Genomic DNA, 24,052 nt, shown 5'->3' on the forward strand with positions numbered 1-24,052 from the left:
CCTCTCGGGTGACCGGCGATCGCCGGTACGGGGTTGCGAGAGGAGGCTATGGGGCAGGGGTTACCGGTGATCTCGACGCGGGTGAACGCGAGGTGTCCGACCGGTGGCGGGTCGACGCCGGGTCAGGAGCCGACCGAGTACTTGAAGCCGAGATGCGAGCCGACGTAGCCGAGCCGCTCGTAGAAGCGGTGGGCCTCGGTGCGTGCTGCGTCCGAGGTGAGCTGCACCATCGCGGCGCCCAGGGCGGGCGCTCCGGCATCCGATACCCAGCGCATGACCGCGGATCCGATGCCGGACGAGCGGAGGTCGCTGCGCACTCGCACGGCCTCCACCAGCAGACGTCTGGCACCACGGCGGGCCATCCCGGGGATCGACGTGAGCTGCAGGGTGCCAACGACCTCGCCGTCGAGTTCGACGACGAGCAGATCGTTCGACGGCTCGGCCAGGATCTCCTCCAGCGCGGATGCGTACGCCGGGCGGTCGTCATCGGATGCGACGTCGCCGCGGGCCGCGCTGATCGGGTCGTCGGCGAGCAGGGCGATCACGGCGTCCGCATCGGCCGTCGTCGCGCGGCGCAGCACCGCGCGTCCGGCTCGGGAGTCGATCGGATGCGGGAGGGGGAGGGCGTCGAGCATGCTGCCAGTCTGTCACCGCCGCGGCGTCGTCCGAAGCGCTTCGGGACTGGCATCCTGAACTGATGGACATCGGCGCGGTACTCGGCCTCGAGCAGCTCACCTGGGGGATGCTGCTGCTGGTGATCCTCGCGGCATTCGGTGCCGGCTGGATCGACGCGGTGGTCGGCGGCGGCGGACTGCTGCAGCTCCCCGTGCTGCTGTTGATCCCCGGCATGTCACCGGTGCAGGCGCTCGCCACGAACAAGTTCGCCTCGATCTTCGGCACCGCCACGAGCAGCGTCACCTACTACCGCCGAGCGAAACCCGACATCCGCACGGCAGTGCCGATGGCCGTGATCGCGCTCGCCGGATCGTTCGGCGGCGCGGCCGTCGCAACCGTACTGCCCTCGGCAGCGTTCAAGCCGATCATCGTGGTCGCGCTGCTCGCGGTCGCCCTGTTCACGGCGTTCCGCCCGACCCTCGGGGCGGCGACGAAGTTGCGGTTCGAGGGACGCAAGCACCACGTGATGGCCGGCGCGGCCGGGCTCGCGATCGGGTTCTACGACGGCATGATCGGGCCCGGGACCGGCACCTTCCTCGTGATCACCCTCGTGGCGCTGCTGGGCTACGACTTCCTGCAGGCGAGCGCCAAGGCCAAGATCGTGAACTTCGCGACGAACGCCGGAGCGCTGCTGCTGTTCATCCCGCACGGTTCGGTGCTGTGGCTGCTCGGCGGCATCCTCGCGGTGGCCAACGTCGCCGGCAGCTACCTCGGGTCTCGCATGGCGATCGCGCGCGGCGCGACGTTCATCCGTGTGGTGTTCCTCGTGGTCGTGATCGCGCTGATCGGCAAGCTCGGCGTCGACGTGTGGAACGAGAACATCGTGCCGGCGCTCGCTTCGTTCGGCCCTTCGACAAGCTCAGGGACCCACTGAGGCTGGGTTGCTGAGCCTGTCGAAGCACCACGGAGGGTTGGGTTGCTGAGCCTGTCGAAGCACCACGCAGGGCTGGGTTGCTGAGCCTGTCGAAGCACACGCTCGGCCTTGTGCGGCTCCCCCGGCCGAATCCCCGGCATCCGTCCGAGCGAAGCGCGCAAAGCCGAGCGAAGCGCACATGACGAGACCCCGTGCTGCGGACAGCACGGGGTCTCGTCAGACGGGAATGTCGAGGGTCAGGCCTCGTCGTCTTCTGGCTCGAAGTCGACGCCGGCCTCGGCGCGCTGCGCATCGGTGATCGGCGCCGGGGCGGAGGTCAGCGGGTCGAAGCCGTTGCCGGACTTCGGGAACGCGATGACCTCGCGGATCGACTCGGTCTTGGTCAGGTGCTGCAGCACGCGGTCCATGCCGAGCGCGATTCCACCGTGCGGCGGTGCGCCGAACTTGAACGCGTCGAGCAGGAAGCCGAACTGCTCGTCCGCCTGCTCGTCGCTGATGCCCATGACCTCGAACACACGCTTCTGCACGTCTTCGCGGTGGATGCGGATCGAGCCGCCGCCGAGCTCGGAGCCGTTGCACACGATGTCGTATGCGTAGGCGAGCGCCGAGCCGGGGTCGGTGTCGAACGTGTCCTGGAACTCGGGCTTCGGACCGGTGAACGCGTGGTGCACGGCGGTCCATGCTCCGGCGCCCACCGCGACGTCGCCGGACGCAACGGCATCAGCCGCCGGCTCGAACATCGGGGCGTCGACGACCCACGTGAAGGCGAACTCGTCGGGGTTCAGGTAGCCGAGACGGCGACCGATCTCGACGCGTGCGGCGCCGAGCAGTGCACGGCTCTGCTTGGTGTCGCCCGCGGCGAAGAACACGCAGTCGCCCGGCTCAGCGCCGACGAACGCGGCGAGGCCTGCCTGCTCCGCCTCGGAGAGGTTCTTGGCGGCGGGTCCGCCGAGCGAGCCGTCCTCGTTGAAGAGCACGTAGGCGAGACCGCGGGCGCCGCGCTGCTTCGCCCAGTCCTGCCATGCGTCGAGCTGCTTGCGCGGCTGCGATGCACCGCCGGGCATACGGACCGCGCCGACGTACTCGGCCTGGAACACACGGAACGGGGTGTCCTTGAAGTACTCGGTGGCTTCGACGAGCTCGAGACCGAAGCGCAGGTCGGGCTTGTCGGAGCCGTACTTCGACATCGCCTCGGCGTAGGTCATGCGCGGCAGCGGTGTCGAGACCTCGACGCCGATCGTGGCCCACATCGCCTGGATGAGCGACTCCATGAGCGTGATGACGTCTTCCTGGTCGACGAAGCTCATCTCGATGTCGAGCTGCGTGAACTCCGGCTGACGGTCGGCGCGGAAGTCCTCGTCGCGGTAGCAACGAGCGATCTGGAAGTACTTCTCCACACCGCCGACCATCAGCAGCTGCTTGAACAGCTGCGGCGACTGCGGCAGGGCGTACCAGCTGCCGGGGCTCAGGCGGGCCGGCACCAGGAAGTCGCGGGCGCCCTCAGGCGTCGAGCGGGTGAGCGTCGGGGTCTCGACCTCGGTGAAGTCCTCGCTGTGCAGCACGTCTCGGATCGCCTTGTAGACGTTCGAGCGCAGACGAAGGGCGGATGCAGGGACCGGACGACGCAGGTCGAGGTAGCGGTACTTGAGGCGCGCCTCTTCACCGACCGTCTCGCTCTCGGCGAGTGCCGTCGAGACCTGGAACGGCAGCGGAGCGGACTCGTTGAGCACCTCGACCTCGGCCGCGATCAGCTCGACCTCGCCGGTGGGCAGGTTCGGGTTCGCGTTGCCCTCGGGGCGCTGCGAGACCACGCCGGTGACCTTGAGCACGAACTCGTTGCGCAGCGGGTGGGCGATCTCCTCGTCGCGGATGACGACCTGGGCGATGCCCGAAGCATCCCGAAGATCGATGAAAGCGACTCCTCCGTGGTCACGACGGCGATCGACCCAACCCGCGAGGGTGACGGTCTGACCGATGTGCTCGGCTCGCAGTGAGCCTGCCGAGTGGGTGCGAAGCACGGAGTATTCCTTCTGATCTGGGAAATGGGGAACCCGCCCATTCTACGGGGGCGCGCGGGGCCGATCCGGCGTGTTCTGCGGGGCGGAGCCGATCGTCAGTATGATCGCCACGACCCAGCCATCACACAGAAAGGGTGCACCGTGGACTCCAACGGCATCTCCGATCTCTACGCATCGATCTTCTCCGGCACCACGGGTCTGATCACCCTGGTGTTCTATGTGCTCGTCGTCATCGGCCTCTGGAAGGTGTTCACGAAGGCCGGTCACCCCGGCATCTTCGCGATCATCCCGATCCTGAACGTCATCTTCCTGGTGCGCATCGCCGGTCTGTCCGGGTGGTGGTCGCTGCTGTACCTGATCCCGGTCGTCAACATCATCTTCGGCATCATCGTCGCGGTGAAGCTCGGTGAGCGCTTCAACAAGGGCGCGGTGTTCTCGTTCTTCCTGCTCTTCCTGTTCCCCTACATCGGGTACTTGATCCTCGGCTTCGGAGAGTCCCGCTACAGCCGGGCCTGACATGCCGGCGAAGCGACTGCACCTCGTGCGTCACGGCGAGGTGCACAACCCTTCCCGTGTGCTCTACGGCCGACTGCCCGACTACCACCTGAGTACGGCGGGTCGGCGGATGGCTCAGGCGGCCGCCGATCACGTCGGCTCGCTCGGGCGTCCGGTCAGCGCGCTGTACTCCTCGCCGCTCGAGCGCGCGCAGGAGTCCGCTGAACCGTTCGCCGAGCGCTTCGACCTGGTGCCCGAGATCGATATCCGGGTGATCGAGCCGACGAACGTGTTCGAGGGCACTCAGATGCGCCGCTCGCTGATGAATCCGATGAACTGGTGGCACCTGCGGCAGCCCTCGGTGCCGAGTTGGGGCGAGCCGTACACGTCGATCGCGGAGCGGATGCTCGGAGCCATGGACGAAGCGTGGACCGCGGCCGACGGCGGGGACGTGGTCATGGTCTCGCACCAGGCGCCGATCTGGATCACGCATCTCCGGGTGGCGGGTCTGCCGCTGCGGCACGACCCGCGCACCCGTCGCTGCGCCCTGTCGAGCGTGACGTCGTTCGAACGTGTCGGCGACGTCTGGCGAGAGGTCGCGTACGCAGAGCCCGCCGCGACGGATGGCGCGGTGGACGTCGGAGCGGTCTGACCCGCCAGACGCTCAGCGCAGCCGGGTTCAGTGCCCGGCGGTCAGCAGCGACTGGATGACGCCCACCGCTGCGAGCTGTCCCGCGGTTGCGGCCATCATCACGGCCGCCATCGGACCGGGCATCGCAGCGCGGTGTGCGAGGTCACCGGCTGCATACACGCCCGGCTCAGTGGTGCGGCCGAAGTCGTCGATCTCGATCGCGCCCGACTCCAGCATCCCGAGGCCCAACTGCTGAGCGAACGGGGCGCGCTGGCGCATCGAGCCCGCGGCCATGAAGATGCCGGCAGCGGCATACTCGGCGTCGGCGGTGCGAACGACGACGCCGGCATCGTCGGCCGAGACGGCGATCGCGGGTGACCCGCTCACCCGCACGCCACGTGCCTCGAGCGCGCTGACCTCGTCAGCGGTGAACCGCTCATCGACCGGGATCACGGTGATCTCGCTCACGATCCGGCCGAGCATCGCGATCAGATGCTGCGCGCGGGCAGCTCCGCCGATCACGGCGATCGGCCTGTCGGCATGCTCGTGGCCGTCGCAGAACGGGCACGCGAAGACCTTGCGTCCCCACAACGCCGACAGCCCGTCGATCTCGGGCAGATCGTCGACGACACCGGTGGCGAGGATGATGTTCCGAGCGGATGCCGACGCGCCGCCGAGCAGCGTGACGACGAAGTCGCCCTCGACGCCGGCGATGCCCTCGACCGTCGCGGTGCGGATCTCGACGTCGTGATACGCCGCGAGCTGGGTGCGGGCTGTCGCGCGGAACTCCGCCGGCGGGGTGCCGTCGTTCGCGATCACGTTGTGCATGTGCTGCACCGTGCCGTTGCGGTACTCGCCGGAGTCGAGCAGCAGGGTCGAGCGGTGCATCCGGCCGAGCGTCAGGGCTGCCTGCAGTCCTGCGGGTCCGGCGCCGATCACGATCGCGTCATACATGGGGGAGTCCTTCCGACGTGCGGGTTGCGTTCACCGACAGTCTGTGACTTCATGTTGACATGAAGTCAAGTGCTGAGCATCCGTGGTCCGTCGGCGATCTCGTTGACCCGCGAAACGTGCTGTCGGGTGCACGTTGGCCGGACTTACAGACGGGTGCCCGTCTGGAGGATGCGCTCGGTGTCCCACTCTGGCCGGTATACGAGGAGCGGGGTGGATCGGAGTGAAGCTCATGAGCATCGGCGACGTCGCTCGCGAGATGGGCCTGCCCACGAACGTCCTCCGGCACTGGGAAGCGGTGGGGCTGTTGTCCCCGGAACGTGATGCTGGTAGCCGGAGAAAGTACGACGAGGACCAGATCGTTCGCATCGCGGTTATCCAGCGCAGCAAGGGCGCAGGAATGACGTTGGAACAGATCGGCGTGATGCTGGACGACAGCTCACAGGAGCGGCATCAGGTGTTGCAGCAGCATCTTGACGACATCGACCGCCGGATGGAAGACATGCGCCGTTCTCGTGCGATGACGGAGCACGCAATGCAATGTCGCTCCCACGACATCGCCACGTGCCCGCGGTTCCGCGAGAACGTCGCGGATGTCATGGCGCGATTCTGAGCCTGCTCGTGTCTCAACCGCCGTTCAGCAACGACGTGAGAATCGAATTCCCCCACCACAGGAATTGAGACAGGGTGCCATTTTCACCGCTCCCTTCGAAGCCTTGTAAATGCTGGCCTGAAGTGAGCGTCCGACTTCTCTGTCCCCCATTCGATGGACAGAGAAGTTGCGGAGCTCGCGGCTACGGTTTCGGCAACGCGTCCCCTGAGACGCGGAGCGAATCACGCGTATCGAAACACGGAGAAGTGCATGTCCCTCACTCGCCGCTCAGCAGCTGCCTTGTGCAGTGCTGTTCTTGCGTCCTCAGCCATTCTCGGATCTTCGAGTATCGCGCTTGCGGATCATGCTCCGTCCGAGGAGACGAGGCGCCCGAACGTCTCCTACCTGGTGGCCTGGGCGAGCGGATGCAACCCGTGAGCGAGGTGCATCAGATGACGACGACGCCCGAGTCCGGGAGGGTGCGGAGCGGCCCCAGCAGCGCGAGACGCATCCTCATCGCAGTCGGCCTGGTCATGTTCGCGGTGTTCGCTGTCGCCGCCTGGGTCTGCTTCGGGGTCTCGGCCACGCTGGCGTCGTCCGTGGGTGGAGAGTATCTGTTCATGACGGGGGAGGTCCCCTGGGAGCGCCACCCGCTCTACGACGCCGGTATCTACGCCGGTATCGCATTCGCCCTCGCCGGTGCGGCTTTTGCAGGTGCTGTCCTGGCTGCCTCCCTCCACACGCCGGTGCGAGTCAGACACTTCGTGTTGCCGGTTCTCGTGCTGGGAGCCGTCGCCGCGGTGACGTACTACGTCTGCTGGATGCTTGCTCCGGCTGCAACCTGACTCAAGAGATCTACAACGAACGGAATGACCATGAAGACACCCACCATCGTTGCGGCCCTCGCCGTGGGTTTGCTCGTCGCTACCGTCGGAACGAAGGTCACAGTCGCCCAGAACACCACCAGTCCCTGGCTCGCCGCCGATGGGGATCAGGTCCGCAACGCTGGCAGGTTGAGGTCGCGCACAGCCATGACGCGAGCGAGCGCCGGGTACCTGGGGGCCGTATCGGCCTACGCATAGGAAGCCGCGCGTAAGCTGGGAATCGTGCCTCCTGCTCTCTGGGTTCCCGAGCCTGTCGAAGGGCTTTCATCCCGCAGCGGCCGCTCCACCCGCATCCGACACTCCCGTCGTGCGCTCGGAGCCGCGCTCGCCGCGGTGTTCGCGATCGGTCTGACGGCCTGTGCCCCCGACCCCGTCAGCGAATCCTTCCTCAGCGGAGAGAACACGGGCTACATCGCCGCCGACGGCGCGATCGTCGAGATCCCGGTCGCTGAACGCGGCGATCCGGTCGACTTCGGCGGTGTGACCGAGAACGGCGACACGTTCGACAGCGCCGACATCGCCGGCCAGGTCGCGGTCGTCAACTTCTGGTACGCCGGATGCGCACCGTGCCGCGTCGAGGCGGGCGACCTCGAGAGCGTCTGGAAGCAGTACGAAGACCAGGGCGTCTCGTTCATCGGTATCAACACCCGTGACCAGGCCGACACCGCTCGCGCCTTCTCCGAGGAGTTCAAGGTCACGTACCCGAGCCTGATCGACGTCGACACCGCCGAGGCGAAGCTCGCGTTCGCGCAGGCCGTGCCGATCGCCGCGACCCCGACGACCCTCGTGCTCGACAAGCAGGGTCGTGTCGCCGCGCGCATCATCGGGCCGATCGACGGCACGTCGATCCTCTCCACGCTCGTCAAGGACGCGCTCGCGGAGACACCGTGACCGCGGCGGGTGCGCGGTGAACGCCGAATCCATCATCGGTTCCGGCGCACTCTGGCTGGCGATCCCGGTCGCGATGCTCGCAGGGCTCATCTCCTTCCTCTCCCCGTGCGTACTGCCGCTCGTGCCCGGCTACCTCGGATTCCTCGGCGGCGCGGTCACCCCTCGGTCCGCGACCGGGACGGATGCCGCGACGCCCGGCCGCGGTCGGCTCGTGCTCGGCGTGCTGCTGTTCATCCTCGGCTTCAGCATCGTCTTCGTCGCCATCACGGCGCTCGGTGGCACGGCCGGCGTGTTCTTCCTGCGCTGGGGTGACCTGATCACGCGCATCCTCGGTGTCGTGATCATCCTGATGGGGCTCGTGTTCCTCGGACTCTTCGGCTTCGCGCAGCGCGAGGTGCGCTTCCACGTCGACTCGAAGTACGGCGTGATCGGAGCTCCCCTTCTAGGGATCGCCCTCGGCATCGGTTGGGCCCCTTGCATGGGGCCGACGCTCGCGGCGATCATCGCGCTCTCGTTCAACGCCGGCGATCCGGTGCGGGCGAGCTTCCTCGGGTTGGCGTACTCGCTGGGGCTGGGCATCCCGTTCCTGCTCGTCGCGCTCGGCTTCGGCTGGGCGACGAAGACCATCGGGCTGCTTCGCCGGCACATCCGTCTCGTGAACATCATCGGCGGCGTGCTGCTGGTGCTGCTCGGCGTTCTGATGGTGACCGGACTGTGGACCGACATCATGTCGCGTCTGACGGCGGTGATCAGCAGTGTCCCGCTCCCACTCTGACGAGAATCCAGACCAGACGCACACGAAGAACGCGAAGAACAAGGACGCCGTGACCTCCAAGACCACCGACACCAGCGATCCGCTGCGGCCGTCAGACCACGTCGACGGCGACGACTCGGTCGCACAGCCCCGCCTCGGCTTCGTCGGCTGGCTGCGCTGGGGCTGGCGTCAGCTCACCTCGATGCGCACCGCGCTCGTGCTGCTGCTCGTGCTCGCGATCGCCGCCATCCCCGGGTCGATCTTCCCGCAGCGCATGGCCGACCCCAACGGTGTCAGCCAGTGGCAGCGCGACAACCCCGACATCTTCCCGATCCTCGACGGTCTGAAGCTGTTCGACGTCTACCTGTCGCCGTGGTTCTCGGCGATCTACCTGCTGCTGTTCGCCTCGCTCGTCGGCTGCGTGATCCCGCGCATCCGCCACCACGCCAAGGCACTCCGTGCGCGCCCGCCGCGCACGCCGGCCCGCCTGCAGCGCCTCGAGGACTTCCGTTCGGTCGAGCGCGCGGCAGGGGATGCCGAAGCCGCAGCATCCACCTCGGTCGACATCGCGACCGCGCAGCTGAAGGCGCTCGGCTACCGGGTCGAGCGCTACGACCGGGGTCGTTCCTTCTCGGTGTCTGCGGAGCGCGGATACTGGCGTGAGACGGGCAACCTGCTCTTCCACCTGGCCCTGGTCGGCGTGCTGGTGACGGTCGGCGTCGGTGGCGGCTTCTCATACACCGGTCAGCGCGTGCTGGTCGAGGGCGAGACCTTCGCCAACACCCTCGTCGACTACGACTCGATGAACCGCGGTCGCTTCGTCGGCGACGACGCGCTCGCGCCCTACTCGATGCGCCTCGACACCTTCGATGTCAGCTACCAGCCCTTCGGCGAGCCCGGGTCAGGACAGGCCGGCGACTTCTCGGCCAACGTGACCGTGAAGGAGCACGGCAAGGAGCGCACCGGCTCCGTGCAGGTGAACCACCCGCTCGGCGTCGCCGACGACAACGTGTTCCTGCTCGGCAACGGCTACGCCCCGACGATCACGGTGCGCAATGCCGCGGGTGACGTGGTGTTCACGAACAGCGTGCCGTTCCTGCCGCAGGACACCCAGATGACGTCGCTCGGCGTGATCAAGGTCACCGACGGACTCCCTGAGCAGCTCGGCCTGCTCGGCTTCTTCTACCCGACGACCGGTGTGCTCAAGAGCGGCGCCTTCTTCTCCGCCTACGGCGCGCTCACGAACCCGACGCTCACGCTCGACGTGTACTCGGGAGACCTCGGCATCAACGAAGGCACCCCGCGGTCGGTCTACGTGCTCGACACCACAGACCTCACCAAGCTCACCGGGCGCACGACCGATGTCGCGTCGATCGAGCTCGCTCCCGGCGAGACCGCCGACCTGCCGAACGGCATGGGCACGGTGACCTTCGAGGACGAGTCGCCCGCCGGCGCCACCGACGCCTCGCAGTCGGTCAAGCGATTCGCGTCGCTGCAGATCCACCGCGACGACTCCGGCCCGTGGGTGCTCGCCTTCGCGCTGCTGGCCCTCGGCGGCCTCATGCTCGCCTTGTTCGTGCCGCGTCGCCGCATGTGGGTCAAGGCGACTGCGACGGCTGACGGCGTCGCCCTCGAGTACGCGGGCCTCGCCCGCGGCGAGGACCCGACGATCGCGATGGCGCTCGACGACCTCGTCGCAGGTCACGCCCGACTGCTCGATGCCGACGGCTCGACATCCGCTCGCCCCGCCGAAGCCGAGCGCGAAGCCGCACCCGAGGCCGCAGCATCCGACAGCCCTGCATCCGACACTCCGAAAGTAGACTGACACCATGTTCGACCTCAACGTGATCTCGCCGATCCTGCTGTGGACGGCGATCGCGATCTACGCCGCGGCGTTCATCGCCTACGCCTTCGACCTCGCACGGCGATCGCAGCTGTCCGCGGATTCGCAGACCGTGCGTGAGGCCGAGCTCGTCGGCGCCGGTGTCGGCAGCCGTGGCCGTGCGTCGGCAGGGGCGGTCTCGGGTTCGACGGCGGATGCTCAGCCGCAGCGTTTCGTGATGGCGCGCATCGGCACCTCACTCACGGTGCTGGCGTTCCTCTTCCACCTCGGCGCGACGCTGACCCGTGGCATCGCCGCTGGCCGTGTGCCGTGGGCGAACCTCTACGAGTTCGCGATGATCGGCACGCTCCTCGTGATCGCCGTGTACCTGATCGTGCTCACGCGCATGGACCTGCGGTTCCTCGGCACGTTCATCACCGGGCTGATCGTCGTGCTGCTCGGGCTCTCGTCGACGCAGTTCTACGTCGACGTCTCACCGCTCATGGATCCGCTCAAGAGCGTCTGGCTCGTGATCCACGTGTTCGTCGCGTCGCTCGGCACCGCGTTCTTCGCGCTGGCCTTCGCGCTCTCGGTGATCCAGCTGATGCAGTCCCGCCGCGAGCGGCTCGTGTCGGAGGGAGCCGAGAAGACCGGTCCAGGATTCCTCCGCACCTTCCCGAACGCGGAGCGCCTGGAGAGCATGGCGTACCGCTTCACGATCATCGGCTTCATCCTGTGGACGTTCACCCTGATCGCCGGATCCATCTGGGCGTACTACGCCTGGAGCCGCTTCTGGGGCTTCGACGTCAAGGAGACCTGGACCTTCGTGATCTGGGTGCTGTACGCCGGCTACATCCACGCGCGGGCCACCCGCGGATGGCGCGGCAACCCCTCGGCATGGCTCGCGATCGTCGGCTTCTCTGCCGTGATGTTCAACTTCACGATCGTGAACGTGTTCTTCAAGGGACTGCACGCCTACTCCGGCATCTCCTGAGCTCAGGCGGTCACCGGCGCGGCGGCGTCACCAGCGGGTCTGCGGGCCGAGCGGGATGACCTCTGCGTGCTCGACGCCGTCCTCGTACCAGACGAACTCCGCCTCGGAGATGGTCTCGGCAGGGCGTGAGCCGAGCGAGCGACGGGACTTGTGCGAGAGCTCGGTCCAGGCCGCCGGTGTGAGCGCCTTGGCGTAGAGGACTGACAGGTGGAACGTCCAGTCCTCCACGGTGCGCTCATCGAGGCGCTGGAAGTCGGTGCCGGCGAGGGCCGTGCTCAGGCTGGAATACGCCGACACCAGGGATGGGGTGCGCCCCAGGCGCAGGATCACCACCTGCCACGGCGAGGGGAACACGTCCACAGCCTCGGCCACCACGTCGATCGGACGCCGCGCCGCTGCCCATTCGTGGATGACGGCGCGCAGCTCTTCGAGCCGCTCCGGCTCGAAGAACGCGCGAAGGGTGACGTGCTCGGTGTGCGGGTGCGGCAGGGAGATCCGGGTCAGCGCTGAGCGCTGCACGGAGCGGTAGACATCAGCCACCGCGGTCCTCGGCCGCAGCACCAGATACTGCTGACCCTCCAGGTCGGCGAGCTGGGCGGGGGAGGACATGAAAGGTCGTCGCATCTTTTGATCGTATGTGCGCAGGCCCCCTCCGGTGTGCCGCCGACGGAAACCGAGGCCCGAACGGACGACCGCGGCCTGTCCGGAATGGACAGGCCGCGGTCGTTCTTCACGGAGCTGCGGGCTCAGGCGGTGGCCAGCACTGCCTTCGTCGACGTCGTGCGGCGCACGGTCACCGCGAGCGTCGTGGCGACCAGCGACAGCACACCCCAGACGACCAGGGCCGCGACCGCCGACCCGCTGCCGGCGATCAGCCCTGCGAACGCGGGAGCCGTGGGGAGCACGGCGCCGAGCCCTGCCAGCCAGCCCGGCACCGTCGAGATCAGGCCGGTGGCGACCGCCAGCACCCCGACGAGCGCACTGATCCAGCGACCGATCCCGCCGAACAGGGCGACCAGGGCCTGGTTCACCGCGGCGAACACGATGCCGGCGAGCACCGCCGTGCCCGCGAAGGCCCACCAGGCGCCGATGTCGTAGCTCGCCACGAACTGCACGATGATCGCGACGAGCAGGCCCTGGCCCGCACCGATCAGCGCCGCCGGGGCGAACGCCCGCAGCGCCAGCCCGGCCGAGGACCGGCGCGAGGTCAGCGTGCGCGCCGTGTGCGCCCGCATCACGATGAACGACGCCAGACCGCCGAACCACAGCACCACGGCCGCAAGCAGCGGGATCGCGGTCGGCCCGAAGATGGTGTTCATGGAGGAGTCGGTCGACACCGGGTCGGCGATCACCGACGCGAGGGACTTCGACTCGGAGTCGCTGAACGACGGGAGCGAGTCGGATGCCGTGCGCAGGCCGCCGGCGAGATCACCGGTGCCGGAGGCCAGGGTGTCGAGTCCGGTCGCGAGCTCTGTCGTGCCGTCTGCGAGCGCGGTCGCGCCGTCGGAGAGCTGCGTCGCACCGGAGGCGAGTGCGCGCGCGCCGGCTGCGGACTGATCGAGTCCCTGGCTCGCGAGCTGGTTCAGGCCGCCGGCGAGCTGGGTGGCTCCGGCGCCGGCCTGCGACATGCTCGAGGCGAGGGTGCTGAAGGTGCCGGGAATCGCGGCGAGGCCGCCGGCGACCTGCGGCGCGCTCAGCGTGCCGGCAGCGGTTCCTGCAGAGGTCGCGGCGGTTGCGGCCGAGGCTGCGGCGCTGCTGAGCTGGTCGCACATGCTCTGCCCGGACACTGCCGGATCGCAGGTGGCGGCCATCGTGCCGATCGTCGTCGCCAGATCCTTGGTCTGCGCCGCGGCCTGGGTGGCAGTTCCGGTGGCCGACTGCACGGTGCCGACGAGCTGAGTGATCCCACCGACGTTGTTCTGCAGCTGGGTGCCGCCTGCGGTCAGTCCGGCACCGATCGTGCCGGCGCCCGTCGCGGCATCCCTCGTGTTCTTGGCGATCGTGTCGAGGCCGGTCGCGAGTGAGGATGCGCCGGAGCCGAGCTCGCTCGCACCGGAGGCGAGCTTCGTCGCGCCGTCGGGGATCGCCGCCGCCCCGGTCGCGGCATCCCGCGCTCCCGTGGCGAGCTTCGCGGCGCCGTCTGCCGCGTCGCCGATCTGGTCGCCGATCGTGGTGAAGCCGACGAGGATGTTCTCCGTCGTCGCTTCGGAGAGCATGGTGCCGAGGGTCGAGGCCGCGACGTTCGCGATCTGACCCGTGATGAGGTCGTCGGCGACGAGTCCGTCCTGCGGTGTCGTGACCTCGATCGTGGCCTTCTCGGGGTTGCCTCCACCGTCGGCGATCGCCTGTCCTGCCGAGGTGGCGGCGGCCGAGAAGCTCTCGGGGATCGTGATGACCGCCTGGTACGAGCCGTCGGCAAGCCCGTCTGCGGCGTCCTCCTTGTTGGAGATCACCCAGGTGAGGTTCGAGTCCAGGTCGTCTGAGCCTTCGACGAGGCCCGATGCGAGCTGGCGCCCCAGCGGCGTGACCTGTCCGTCGATGGTCACCGGGTCGTCGAGGTTGACGATCGCGGCGGTCATGGAGTCCAGGCGCTCCGTCGGGTTCTGCAGCGCCGCGACGAGGATGCCGCCGACGGCGGCCGGCAGCAGCAGGATGCCGAGGATGGTCAGCCACGTGATGGGCTTGCGGGAGCGCGCGCGCTCGATGGAGAGGGTCATGCGGTCACCTCGGTGGATTCTGCGGACGACCGGCGGGTCGAGCGCGTGTCGAAGACGTCTGCGGACGGCCAACCGGCCTCCGTCAGGATGGTGCGGGCCGTCTCGGCGTCGGATGCCGTGGCGAACACCGCGAGGGTGCGGGATGCCGCTGCGTCGCGCAGCATGGCGGTCGCCTGGTCCTGCTGGCCGCCGGCGAGGCGGTCGAGGCCGTCGATCACGACGACCGTCGACGTGCCGCGGAGTGCCTCGGCGAGATCGAGGAGCGCGGCATCCGCATCGTCGACCAGCACGCAGCCGACGTGCGCACGCACCCAGGCCGCTCGGCCGGGGAGCAGGTGCCCGGCGACTCTGAGGCGTCCCGCATCGGCCGGGTTGCGGCCGGCGACGGCGAGCGCGAGCGCGCGTTGCACGCGGCGATCGGATCCGGTCGCGACGAGCGCCCCACCCGGCGCCACGCGCAGCGTGATGCCTTCGAGGACCGGCGCATCGGCGCTGATCGAGAGCTCGTCGGCCGCGATCACCGAGTCATCGCCGGGCCACGATGCCAGGTGCCGTTCGCGCTCGACGGCTTCGCCCTCGATGTCGACGCTCGGCAGGATCTTCTCGAGCCACGCCGGCAGCTCCCAGGCGCGCTCACCCAGGATCGCCATGAGGGCGGGGATCAGGGTCATCCGAACCAGGAAGGCGTCGATCGCGATTCCAGCGGCGAGGCCGAGTGCGATCGGCTTGAGCGAGGAGTCGCCCTCGGGGACGAACGCCACGAACACGGCGAACATGATGAGGCCCGCGGCCGTGACGACCTTCGCAGAGCCGGTGAAGCCGCTGCGCACGGCACGCTGCGCTGCGGCGCGACGCGTGGCGCGGTCCACGCCCCCGACTCCCTGAGCCGCCCGAAGGGCCTTGTCGTGCACGAAGTCCTCGCGCATCCGGGACACCAGGAACACCTGATAGTCCATCGCCAGGCCGAACAGCACGCCCATCAGGATGATCGGCATGAAGCTGATGATCGGGCCGACCTTCGCCACGTGCAGCAGGTCGGCGAACCAGCCCCACTCGAACACCGCGCCGACGACACCGAACGCGGCGACGATCGAGAGCAGGTAGCCGAGTGCTGCCGTGATCGGCACCCACAGCGAGCGGAACACGATCGTCAGCAGGATGAGCGAGAGCCCGATCACGAAGATGCCGAAGGGCAGCAGTGCATTGCCGAGCTGGTCGGAGATGTCGATGCCGACGGCCGTGAAGCCGGTGACCTTCAGATCGATGCCGAACTCGTCGAGCCATTCGTCGTGGTGGGAGCGGAGCTCACGCACCAGGTCTGCGGTGGCAGGGTCATCGGGAGCGGTCTCCGGGATGATCTGCACGATGCCGGTGTCAGCGGTCTCGTTCGGGGTCGCGAGGGCGACCTCCTTGACACCGGGGATGTCGCCGACGGCGTCGCCGAGGTCCTTCATCAGACCGACAGGATCGGTGGAGGTGACGATCGTGCCGGTGAGGATCAGCGGTCCGTTGAAGCCGGGCCCGAACTCTTCGCCGACGAGATCGTAGCTCTGGCGCGCTTCGGAGTCCTTCGGCAGCACGCCGGCATTCGGCAGGGCCAGGTTCAGGCTCAGGGCGGGCACCGCGACGATGCCGAGCCCGATCACCACGGCGAGCGAGACCAGGACGGGATGCTTGGTGACGCCGCGGACCCAGCGCTCGCTGCCCTTCGCCGGGCTCAGGGAGCCATCCGCCTCGGCGGCTCGCTGGCCCTTTGCGCGCTTCTTCGGCTTCGGTGCACGACGCGGCCGACCGACGACCTTGCCCTTCATGAAGCCGAGCAGTGCCGGGGTGAGGGTGACTGCGATGGCCACCGCGACCGCGACGGCCGCCGAGGCGGCGATGCCCATTGTCGTCAGGAAGGGGATGCCGGCGAAGCTCAGGCCGATCAGTGCGATCAGCACCGTGACACCCGCGAAGACGACCGCGGATCCGGCCGTGCCGACGGCGCGAGAAGCGGATTCCTCCGGATTGACCCCCGCTCGCACCTGGTCCTGGTGTCTCGCCATGATGAACAGGGCGTAGTCGATGCCGACCGCGAGGCCGAGCATGAGCGCGAGGAGCGGTGTCGTCGAGGACACCGTGGCGAACGCGGTGGCGGCGAAGATGCCGGCCATCGAGATCCCGACGCCGAGCACGGCGGTGAGCAGGGGGAGACCGGCGACCACGAAGGAGCGGAAGGTCACGATCAGCACGAGCAGGGCGATCAGGAGGCCGACCGCTTCGGTGAGCGTCAGGCCGGGGATCGAGGTCGCGAAGAGGTCGCCGCCGAGGGCGGTCTGCGAGCCGTCCGGAAGCTCTGCGGCGAGGTCGGCGGATGCAGCGCGCAGTGCATCCTTCGTCTCCGCCGAGACGTTGGTCGATTCGCCGTCGAACTGCAGACGGATGATCGCCGCGTTCTCGTCGTCGTTCACCATGCCGGTGACCATCTCGTCATACGGGGAGTTCGCGGCGAGGACTCCGTCGAGGTCGCCGAGTTGGTCGACTGCCTTCTCGATGTCCGCGCGATACGGGTCGTCCGTGATCGTGTCGCCGTCGGCGGCGACGACGATGATCTGCGCGCTCGTGCCGCTCACCTGCGGGAACGAGCGGGAGAGCTGCTCGAGCCCTGCCTGCGACTCGGTGCCGGGGATCGAGAACGAGTTGTCGGTGCCGGCGCCGAGCACGAGGGCGCCCGCACCGGCGATGCCGAGCGCGAGCAGCCAGGAGACGAGAACCCGCCACGGGTGCCGGAACGACCAGCGACCGAGCGAAGACAGGAGTGTGGACACGCATTCCTCCGGGGGGATGTGATGTGGATACACAGGTGTATCCAATACATAGTTGTATCGTAAGGTGAAGCGCCCGCCGCAGTCTGTGTGCAGGGTGTGAATCATGCGAGAGTCAGGGACAGGAGGTTTCGATGACGACACCCGCAACCCGCAGCCGCGAGAACACGCGAGCGCGGCTCCTCGAGGCGGCAGCCCAGGTGTTCGCCGAGGTCGGACTCGACGGTGCATCGGTCGAGGCCGTGTGCGAGCGCGCCGGGTTCACGCGCGGAGCCTTCTACTCGAACTTCGAATCCAAGGACGAGCTGTTCCTGACGCTCACTGCGAGCGTGGCCGACATCCGCGTCGGTGCCGTGCGCACTCGCGTCGAAGAGCTCACGGCCGAGGGCGCGATCGCCGAAGGATGCGATCCGGTCGACCTCGTGCAGCAGGTGATGGAACTCGGCGGCGATGATCGCCTCGGCGTGATGCTGATGAGCGAGATCCGCATCCGCGCCGTCCGCGACGCGCAGTTCGGTGCCGCCTACCTGGCCCAGGAGCGCGAGATGGTCGCCAGCATCGCGCAGATCATCGACGACATCGCCGAGACCGGGTCGCTGACGCTCCGGGTTCCGGCCGAGACGGCCGGCCGCATGCTCATGATCCTCTGGGAGGGCATGACCGTCCGCGGCGCCATGGCAGGACAGGACGATGGCACGCTGCGTCACTCCGGCAGCGATGAACTCGGCCGTCTCGTGCAGCTGCTGATCGAGAAGTAGGTCAGCCGCTGGCTCGGTCGCGCGACCGGACCAGCGACAGCAGCACGGCGACGGCGAGCGCTGCCGTCGCGGTCAGGAACGTGATGCGCAGCCCCGAGGTCAGAGCAACGACGCCCGCGGCACCGACCGCGATGGACCCGGATGCCGTGGTGAACAGTGCCGGCAGCAGGGAAGCGCCGGTGACGAGACCGAGGTTGCGCGAGAGCCCGAGCAGGCCCGAGGTCACGCCGCGTCGATCCGCGGGCGTCGCCGCGAGTACCCCTGTCGTGTTGGCCGCGAGAAAGAGCTGGTAGCCGGGCGCCAGCAGCACGGTGCCGGTGATGTAGCCGGGTAGGCCCCACCATGCCGGCAGCAGCGCCAGCGCGAGCGAGCCGGCGATCATCGCCGAGAGGCCGGTCGTCGTCATCGGCCGTGTTCCGAAGCGGTCGACGGCGCGACCGGCGAGCACCCCTGTGCACATCGATGCGATGGGTCCTGCGGCCATGACCGCGCCGGTCGCAGCGGGGGAGAGGTGCAGTGCGCCGGCGAGGAAGAAGGGGCCGACCACCAGCGTGGTCATCATGACCGCCCCGACGATCAGGTTGAGTACGGCCCCGATCGAGATCGCCCTGGTGCGCAGCAGCGCGAGCGGGAGCACCGGGTGCGCTGCGCGGCGCTCGCGCAGGATGAACAGCAGCAGGAGGATCACTGCGCCGCCGGCGAGCGCCGCGGTCGGCCACTGCTCGCCAGCGCCGGGGGTCGTGACGCCGAGCGTGTAGCAGGCGACGGCGCCCGTCAGCAGGAGGACGCCGGCGACATCGAAGCGGCGTCGCTCCGCGCGAGCGGGTGCGGCCTCGTGCGTTCGCCAGGTCAAGAGTGCCGCAGCCGCTCCGAGCGGCGCCATGATCGCGAAGATCGCAGGCCATCCGGCGACCGTGATCAGCACGCCGCCGAGCGCCGGTCCGGATGCCGTGCCCACCGCGGCCGTCGTGCCGAGCAGCCCCATGGCCGAGCCGAGGCGTTCCGCCGGCACGAGATCGCGTGCGCGCGCGAGCGGCAGCGCCATCATGACTGCGGCGCCGACACCCTGCAGGGCTCGAGCGGCGATGAGCGTGCCGAGCGTCGGGGCGAATGCGCTCAGCAGTGCGGCGACGCTGAAGATCGCGATTCCGATCAGCAGCACCCGTCGGCGGCCGAGCAGATCGCCGAGGTGTCCGACGGTGAGGCTCGTCGCCGTCATCGCCAGCAGGTAGGCGACGGCCACCCATTGCGTCTGTGCCACGGTGCCGCCGAGCTCGACCGCGATGGTGGGGAGGGCGACGTTGGCTGCGCTCGTTCCCAGTGACGCGACGAGCACGCTGAGGGCGAGGCCGCCGAGGCCGGCGCGGAGTCGGGGAGTGTTCGAGTCGATCGCGGTCATGCTCTCAGCTTCGATTTATGGATGCCGTTGCGGCAACTCGCGTTGCTGAAACCGGGATCCTGTGCTGAGCTGGCGGCATGGACGAATCGGCATCGGCACTCGAGCGCACGCTCCGACAGATCGGTCCGCGGCTGCAGGCTCTGCGAGCGCGGCGCGGTCTCACGTTGGCCGAGGTCGCGAGCGCCACCGGGATATCGAAGAGCACGTTGTCGCGGCTCGAGACGGGGCAGCGGCGGGCGAGTCTCGAACTCATGCTCCCGCTGGCCAGGGAGTACCGGGTTCCGCTCGACGATCTCGTCGGGGCGCCGGAGACTGGTGACCCTCGGGTGCGACTGCGTCCGCGGCGGGTCAACGGGCGCACAGTGGTCGCGCTGACCAGGCAGCCGGGAGAGCGGCACGCCTGGAAGATCGTCGTCCCGCGCACCTCCAGGGAGCCGAGCCTCACCTCGCATGAGGGATCGTCGTGGATGTACGTGCTGTCAGGGCGCATCCGACTCATCGTGGGCGACCGCGATGTGCTGCTCGAGAGCGGCGAGGTCGCGGAGTTCGACACGCGCATCCCGCACTGGTTCGGCGCGGACGGCGAGCAGGATGCCGAGATCCTCACGATCTTCGGGACCCAGGCCGGCCACGGTCACCGCAGTGCCGAGCTGGCCACGCGCCATCTCGCCGAGGTGCTGGGTGAATCAGGGCCGACGGGAGCGGTGTCGGCCGATGGCATCCCGGTCGGGGAGTAGCCCGATCAGTGCGCCGCAGCGGCGAGCGCGGCGTGGCAGCGCGCGAGTCGAGCGGTCCACCACTCGCGTCGATCGTCGGACGCTGCGAGGCGCGTGAGCGCCGCGGCATCCGGTGTCACCCTGCCGACCGGGACCGCGCCGTCGACGGGCCGCAGGTCGGCGACGTCGTCGAGGAAGAGCGAGGCGGTGCCGAGTCCGCAGTCGAAGTCGAGCGTCGGCAGGGCCGCAGCGAGCGCCGCCCCCTGTGACAGGCCGATCGCGGTGTCGAGGGCACTCGACACGATCGCGGGAAGGCCGGCCGCGGTGACGATCTGCAACGCATGAGTGACGCCGCCGAGCGGCTGCGCCTTGACCACCAGCAGGTCGGCTGCACCGGCTCGGGCGACCGCGAGGGGATCGGACGACTTCCGCACGCTCTCATCCGCTGCGACCGGGATGCCCATGTACTTCACTCGTCGGCGCAGGTCGGCGAGTTCCGGCACGGTCGCGCACGGCTGCTCGACGTACTCCAGGTCGTACTCGCCGAGTGCGTGCACGGCATGTTCGGCCTCGTCGACGTTCCAGAAGCCGTTCGCGTCGATGCGGATGCGCCCTTCCGGCCCCATGACATCGCGAACGGCGCGGACGCGGGCGATGTCGTCGGCAAGGGACTGCCCTGGCTCGGCGACCTTCACCTTCGCGGTGCGGCATCCGGGGAAGCGTGCGAGCACCTCGGCGACGCGCGCTGCCTCGACGGCCGGCACAGTGGCGTTGACGGCGATCCGGTCGCGCAGCGGCGCCGGTTGCTCGTGCCACGCGAAGTCGATCGCCGCTGCGAGCCAGGTCGCAGCCTCGGCATCCTCGTACTCGACGAACGGTGAGAACTCGGCCCACCCCTGCGGGCCCTCGAAGAGCAGCGCCTCACGCGTATCGACACCTCGGAAGCGGGTGTGCATGGGGAGCGCGACCACCCTGGCCGAGTCGAGCAGGTCTTCGAGCGAGGGGAGCATGGCCCCATTCTGCTCTCTGCGGCTCCGGTCGCGGCATCCGCCCTGCCGAGATCCGGCGTTCCGGTCGCAGTTCCTGCCGCGCGCCGCCATCTCCGACGGCGCGAACTGCGACCGGAACCGGGCGGATGCCGCACGCGGAAGTGCGTCAGGAATAGGCTGGATGCCGTGACCACCGCATTCGTCTCCGACCTGTTCGACCCCGCCGAGTGGCAGCTCGCCCCCGGCGCGGAGGACTACACCGACATCACCGCCCACGTCTCGGTCGACGGCGGGGTCGCCCGTATCGCGTTCAACCGTCCAGAGGTGCGCAACGCCTTCCGGCCGCACACGGTCGACGAGCTCTACCGTGCCCTCGACATCGCCCGACAGGATTCGCACATCGGCGCCGTGCTGCTCACCGGCAACGGTCCGAGCCCGAAGGACGGCGGCTGGGCGTTCTGCTCCGGCGGTGACCAGCGAATCCGGGGTCGCGACGGGTACAAGTACTCCGACTCCGAGACCGCGGTGCAGGATCCCGCACGTGGCGGGCGCCTGCACATCCTCGAGGTGCAGCGCCTGATCCGCTTCATGCCGAAGGTCGTGATCGCGGTCGTGCCTGGGTGGGCGGCCGGTGGCGGGCACTCGCTGCACGTGGTGTGCGACCTCACGATCGCCTCGGCCGAGCACGGGAGGTTCAAGCAGACGGATGCCGATGTCGGCAGCTTCGACGCCGGGTACGGCTCCGCCTATATGGCGCGCCAGACCGGGCAGAAGTTCGCGCGTGAGGTGTTCTTCCTCGCCGAGGAGTACTCCGCGCAGCGCGCGTATGAGGCAGGAGCCGTGAACCGCGTGGTGCCGCATGCCGAGCTCGAGCGGGAGGCGCTGCAGATGGCGCGAACCGTGCTCACGAAGTCGCCGACCGCGATCCGGATGCTGAAGTTCGCCTTCAACGCCGTCGACGACGGACTCGTCGGCCAGCAGGTCTTCGCCGGCGAGGCGACGCGTCTCGCCTACGGCACGGACGAGGCGGTCGAGGGCCGTGATTCGTTCCTCGAGAAGCGCGACCCCGACTGGTCATCGTTCCCCTGGCACTACTGATCGGCTGAGGACGCAGCCATGGTCAGCCTGATCCCGACCGACGCGGAAGACCCGGCGGTCCTGCGGGATGCCCTGCGTCGTGCGCTCGACGGCGGGCCGGCGCTCGGCTTCGGGATGATCGGCGACACCCCTGAACACGTGTCGGACGGCACCGCGGCCGTGATCGCGACCTCGGGATCGAGCGGCATCCCGAAGCGCGTCGTGCTGAGTGCGGAGGCGCTGCGGGCGAGTGCAGAGGCCACGGCGGGTCGCATCGGCAGCGGCCGATGGCTGCTCGCGCTGCCTGCCGGCTACGTCGCCGGTCTCCAGGTCATGGTGCGATCGCTGTTGGCCGGCACCGAGCCGGTCGCGTTGCCAGGACGCTTCTCGCCCCGGTCGTTCGCCGAGGCGACGCTGTCGATGCTGCGTCCTGCCCCCGGGTCGACGACGCTCCCTGAGCTGTTCACCTCGCTCGTGCCCGCGCAGATCTCGACGCTGCTGGATGCCGCCGACGACACCGCCGTGCTGGCAGCGTTGCGGGCGTACCGGGCGATCCTCGTGGGTGGTCAGGCGCTCCCGCAGCCGCTGCGTGACAGAGCAGCCGATCTCGGCGTCGGACTCGTCCGCACGTACGGCTCCACCGAGACGAGCGGCGGCTGCGTCTACGACGGCGCGCCGCTTGAAACGGTCGGCGTGCGGGTCGTCGAGGGCGAGCTGCGCATCGCCGGCCCCATGCTCGCCGACGGCTATCTCGACGCTGACGCGCTCACGGAGCGCACCTTCGTCCGGGACGAGCACGGCATCCGCTGGTATCGCACCGGCGATCTCGGCCTTGTCGAGGACGGCGTCGTCCGCGTGCACGGGCGAGCCGACAACGTCATCGTGTCCGGTGGCATCAACATCTCCCTCGACCGGGTCGAGCGGGTCGTCCGACAGGTCCCCGGTCTGCATCAGGCGGTCGTCGTCGGCGTCGACGATGAGCGCTGGGGCGAAGCGTCCGTCATCGTGGCGCCCCGCGGCGAGGCCCTGCGGCGCACCGAGTCCGAGCAACTCACGCATGCACGCGACGCGGTCGAGGCCGAGCTCGGCAAGCCGGCGAGGCCGGCGCGGCTGATCCTCGTCGACGAGCTCTCGCAGCTGGCGTCCGGCAAACCGGACCGCGAGGCCATCCGCGCAGCCGTCGCCGACCTGCGCTGACCCCTGCCAGACTGATCGCGTGGCCACCTATACGCACGGACACCACGAGTCCGTCCTCCGATCGCACACCAGCCGCGGCATCGCGAACTCCGCAGAGTACCTGCGCCCGCACCTGCAGGCGTCGACCCGGCTGCTCGACGTCGGGGCCGGTCCTGGGACGATCACGGCGGAGTTCGCCGGTGTCGTCGCGCACGTCACCGCGACCGAGATCAACGACGAGGCGATGTCGCTCTCGCGAGGGCTGGCTGCCGAGCGGGGCCTGACGAATCTCGATTTCTCGATCGAGGACGTGCACGCGCTCTCCTTCGCCGACGACACCTTCGATGTGGTGCACGCGCACCAGGTGCTGCAGCACGTCGAGGATCCGGTCCAGGCGCTGCGCGAGATGCGCAGGGTCACCGTTCCTGGAGGCATCGTGGCAGCGCGCGACGCGGACTACGCCGGCTTCCACTGGTTCCCGCTGCTGCCCGAGCTCGATCGCTGGCTCGAGCTGTATCGTGCGGCTGCGCGGGCGAACGGGGGCGAGCCGGATGCCGGACGCCGCCTACTGTCGTGGGCGCGCGCGGCCGGCTTCGAGAACATCGCGGCGACCGCCTCGACCTGGTGCTACGCCACGCCCGAGCAGCGGGCGTGGTGGGGTGGCATGTGGGCCGACCGCATCCTCGAATCCGCGCTCGCCAGGCAGCTCGTCGACAGCGACATGGCGACGCGCGAGGAACTGCAGGGGATCAGTGCCGCCTGGACCCGATGGGCGGATGACGGCGACGGCTGGTATCTCGTGCCGCACGGCGAGATCCTCTGCCGGGTCTGA

General features: G+C 69.0%; 22 protein-coding genes. 14 read left to right on the forward strand and 8 right to left on the reverse strand.

Features of this window, described 5'->3' with window-relative positions; all coding sequences use genetic code 11:
• Window positions 1–122: 122 nt before the first annotated feature.
• Window positions 123–635, reverse strand: a complete 513-nt coding sequence (locus RS83_RS09015) for a GNAT family N-acetyltransferase (protein WP_045279181.1) — start codon at window positions 633–635, stop codon at window positions 123–125.
• 62 nt (window positions 636–697) lie between these two features.
• Here RS83_RS09015 and RS83_RS09020 point away from each other — a divergent pair, with 62 nt between their 5' ends.
• On the forward strand, window positions 698–1,549 hold the full coding sequence (locus tag RS83_RS09020; RefSeq protein ID WP_045279182.1) for a sulfite exporter TauE/SafE family protein: 852 nt from the start codon (window positions 698–700) through the stop codon (window positions 1,547–1,549).
• Window positions 1,550–1,785: 236 nt separating this feature from the next.
• Here the strand turns inward: RS83_RS09020 and aspS are convergent, their stop codons facing one another.
• Window positions 1,786–3,567 (reverse strand): aspartate--tRNA ligase, encoded by a 1,782-nt coding sequence (gene aspS / locus RS83_RS09025; protein WP_045279183.1) that lies wholly within the window; start codon window positions 3,565–3,567, stop codon window positions 1,786–1,788.
• A gap of 141 nt (window positions 3,568–3,708) precedes the next feature.
• On the opposite strand from aspS, the gene RS83_RS09030 reads away from it, so the two are divergent.
• On the forward strand, window positions 3,709–4,083 hold the full coding sequence (locus RS83_RS09030) for a DUF5684 domain-containing protein (RefSeq protein WP_045279184.1): 375 nt from the start codon (window positions 3,709–3,711) through the stop codon (window positions 4,081–4,083).
• 1 nt (window position 4,084) lies between these two features.
• Window positions 4,085–4,714: a histidine phosphatase family protein gene (locus RS83_RS09035; protein WP_045279185.1), complete on the forward strand. Its 630-nt coding sequence runs from the start codon at window positions 4,085–4,087 to the stop codon at window positions 4,712–4,714.
• Between the two features lie 27 nt (window positions 4,715–4,741).
• Here the strand turns inward: RS83_RS09035 and RS83_RS09040 are convergent, their stop codons facing one another.
• On the reverse strand, window positions 4,742–5,647 hold the full coding sequence (locus tag RS83_RS09040; protein ID WP_045279186.1) for an NAD(P)/FAD-dependent oxidoreductase: 906 nt from the start codon (window positions 5,645–5,647) through the stop codon (window positions 4,742–4,744).
• Between the two features lie 229 nt (window positions 5,648–5,876).
• Here RS83_RS09040 and RS83_RS09045 point away from each other — a divergent pair, with 229 nt between their 5' ends.
• The 6 genes from RS83_RS09045 (at window position 5,877) to ccsB (ending at window position 11,581) form a co-directional block, all read left to right on the forward strand.
• The gene (locus RS83_RS09045; protein ID WP_045279416.1) at window positions 5,877–6,257 is read left to right on the forward strand and encodes a MerR family transcriptional regulator; all 381 of its coding nucleotides are present in this window, start codon (window positions 5,877–5,879) and stop codon (window positions 6,255–6,257) included.
• Window positions 6,258–6,670: 413 nt separating this feature from the next.
• Window positions 6,671–7,081: a hypothetical protein gene (locus tag RS83_RS09050; protein WP_156153164.1), complete on the forward strand. Its 411-nt coding sequence runs from the start codon at window positions 6,671–6,673 to the stop codon at window positions 7,079–7,081.
• A gap of 330 nt (window positions 7,082–7,411) precedes the next feature.
• Window positions 7,412–8,011, forward strand: a complete 600-nt coding sequence (locus tag RS83_RS09060) for a TlpA family protein disulfide reductase (RefSeq protein WP_045279417.1) — start codon at window positions 7,412–7,414, stop codon at window positions 8,009–8,011.
• A 16-nt stretch (window positions 8,012–8,027) separates the two neighbouring features.
• Window positions 8,028–8,786 (forward strand): cytochrome c biogenesis CcdA family protein, encoded by a 759-nt coding sequence (locus tag RS83_RS09065; RefSeq protein WP_045279189.1) that lies wholly within the window; start codon window positions 8,028–8,030, stop codon window positions 8,784–8,786.
• Between the two features lie 49 nt (window positions 8,787–8,835).
• A complete protein-coding gene (gene resB, locus RS83_RS09070; protein WP_045279418.1) occupies window positions 8,836–10,590 on the forward strand; it encodes a cytochrome c biogenesis protein ResB in 1,755 nt (584 codons plus the stop codon).
• Window positions 10,591–10,594: 4 nt separating this feature from the next.
• On the forward strand, window positions 10,595–11,581 hold the full coding sequence (gene ccsB / locus RS83_RS09075) for a c-type cytochrome biogenesis protein CcsB (RefSeq protein WP_045279190.1): 987 nt from the start codon (window positions 10,595–10,597) through the stop codon (window positions 11,579–11,581).
• A gap of 27 nt (window positions 11,582–11,608) precedes the next feature.
• Here the strand turns inward: ccsB and RS83_RS09080 are convergent, their stop codons facing one another.
• The 3 genes from RS83_RS09080 to RS83_RS09090 all read right to left on the reverse strand — a co-directional run bounded on the left by RS83_RS09080 (window position 11,609) and on the right by RS83_RS09090 (window position 17,108).
• Window positions 11,609–12,205: a 2'-5' RNA ligase family protein gene (locus RS83_RS09080; protein WP_231587754.1), complete on the reverse strand. Its 597-nt coding sequence runs from the start codon at window positions 12,203–12,205 to the stop codon at window positions 11,609–11,611.
• Between the two features lie 122 nt (window positions 12,206–12,327).
• Window positions 12,328–14,298, reverse strand: coding sequence for a YhgE/Pip family protein (locus RS83_RS09085; RefSeq protein ID WP_045279192.1), 1,971 nt, complete (start codon window positions 14,296–14,298; stop codon window positions 12,328–12,330).
• Entirely contained in the window at window positions 14,295–17,108 is a 2,814-nt protein-coding gene (locus tag RS83_RS09090) for an MMPL family transporter (protein ID WP_045279193.1), read from the reverse strand. Before RS83_RS09090 ends, RS83_RS09085 begins: the two co-directional genes overlap by 4 nt.
• Window positions 17,109–17,239: 131 nt before the next feature.
• On the opposite strand from RS83_RS09090, the gene RS83_RS09095 reads away from it, so the two are divergent.
• Entirely contained in the window at window positions 17,240–17,863 is a 624-nt protein-coding gene (locus RS83_RS09095; protein WP_045279194.1) for a TetR/AcrR family transcriptional regulator, read from the forward strand.
• Between the two features lies 1 nt (window position 17,864).
• On the opposite strand, the gene RS83_RS09100 is transcribed toward RS83_RS09095, so the two are convergent.
• Window positions 17,865–19,262 (reverse strand): MFS transporter, encoded by a 1,398-nt coding sequence (locus tag RS83_RS09100; RefSeq protein WP_045279195.1) that lies wholly within the window; start codon window positions 19,260–19,262, stop codon window positions 17,865–17,867.
• Window positions 19,263–19,339: 77 nt separating this feature from the next.
• Here RS83_RS09100 and RS83_RS09105 point away from each other — a divergent pair, with 77 nt between their 5' ends.
• On the forward strand, window positions 19,340–19,999 hold the full coding sequence (locus tag RS83_RS09105; protein ID WP_045279196.1) for a helix-turn-helix domain-containing protein: 660 nt from the start codon (window positions 19,340–19,342) through the stop codon (window positions 19,997–19,999).
• 5 nt (window positions 20,000–20,004) lie between these two features.
• Here the strand turns inward: RS83_RS09105 and RS83_RS09110 are convergent, their stop codons facing one another.
• Window positions 20,005–20,988, reverse strand: a complete 984-nt coding sequence (locus RS83_RS09110; RefSeq protein ID WP_045279197.1) for an o-succinylbenzoate synthase — start codon at window positions 20,986–20,988, stop codon at window positions 20,005–20,007.
• Window positions 20,989–21,153: 165 nt separating this feature from the next.
• On the opposite strand from RS83_RS09110, the gene RS83_RS09115 reads away from it, so the two are divergent.
• The 3 genes from RS83_RS09115 to RS83_RS09125 are packed head-to-tail and all read left to right on the forward strand — an operon-like array spanning window position 21,154 to window position 24,052.
• Window positions 21,154–22,065 carry a 1,4-dihydroxy-2-naphthoyl-CoA synthase gene (locus RS83_RS09115; protein WP_045279198.1) on the forward strand — a complete coding sequence of 304 codons (912 nt, stop codon included), beginning with the start codon at window positions 21,154–21,156 and terminating at the stop codon, window positions 22,063–22,065.
• 18 nt (window positions 22,066–22,083) lie between these two features.
• Window positions 22,084–23,241 (forward strand): AMP-binding protein, encoded by a 1,158-nt coding sequence (locus RS83_RS09120; protein ID WP_045279199.1) that lies wholly within the window; start codon window positions 22,084–22,086, stop codon window positions 23,239–23,241.
• A 19-nt stretch (window positions 23,242–23,260) separates the two neighbouring features.
• Window positions 23,261–24,052, forward strand: a complete 792-nt coding sequence (locus RS83_RS09125) for a class I SAM-dependent methyltransferase (protein ID WP_045279200.1) — start codon at window positions 23,261–23,263, stop codon at window positions 24,050–24,052.

The organism is Microbacterium oxydans, assembly GCF_000956525.1.
Lineage (GTDB): Bacteria > Actinomycetota > Actinomycetes > Actinomycetales > Microbacteriaceae > Microbacterium > Microbacterium oxydans_A.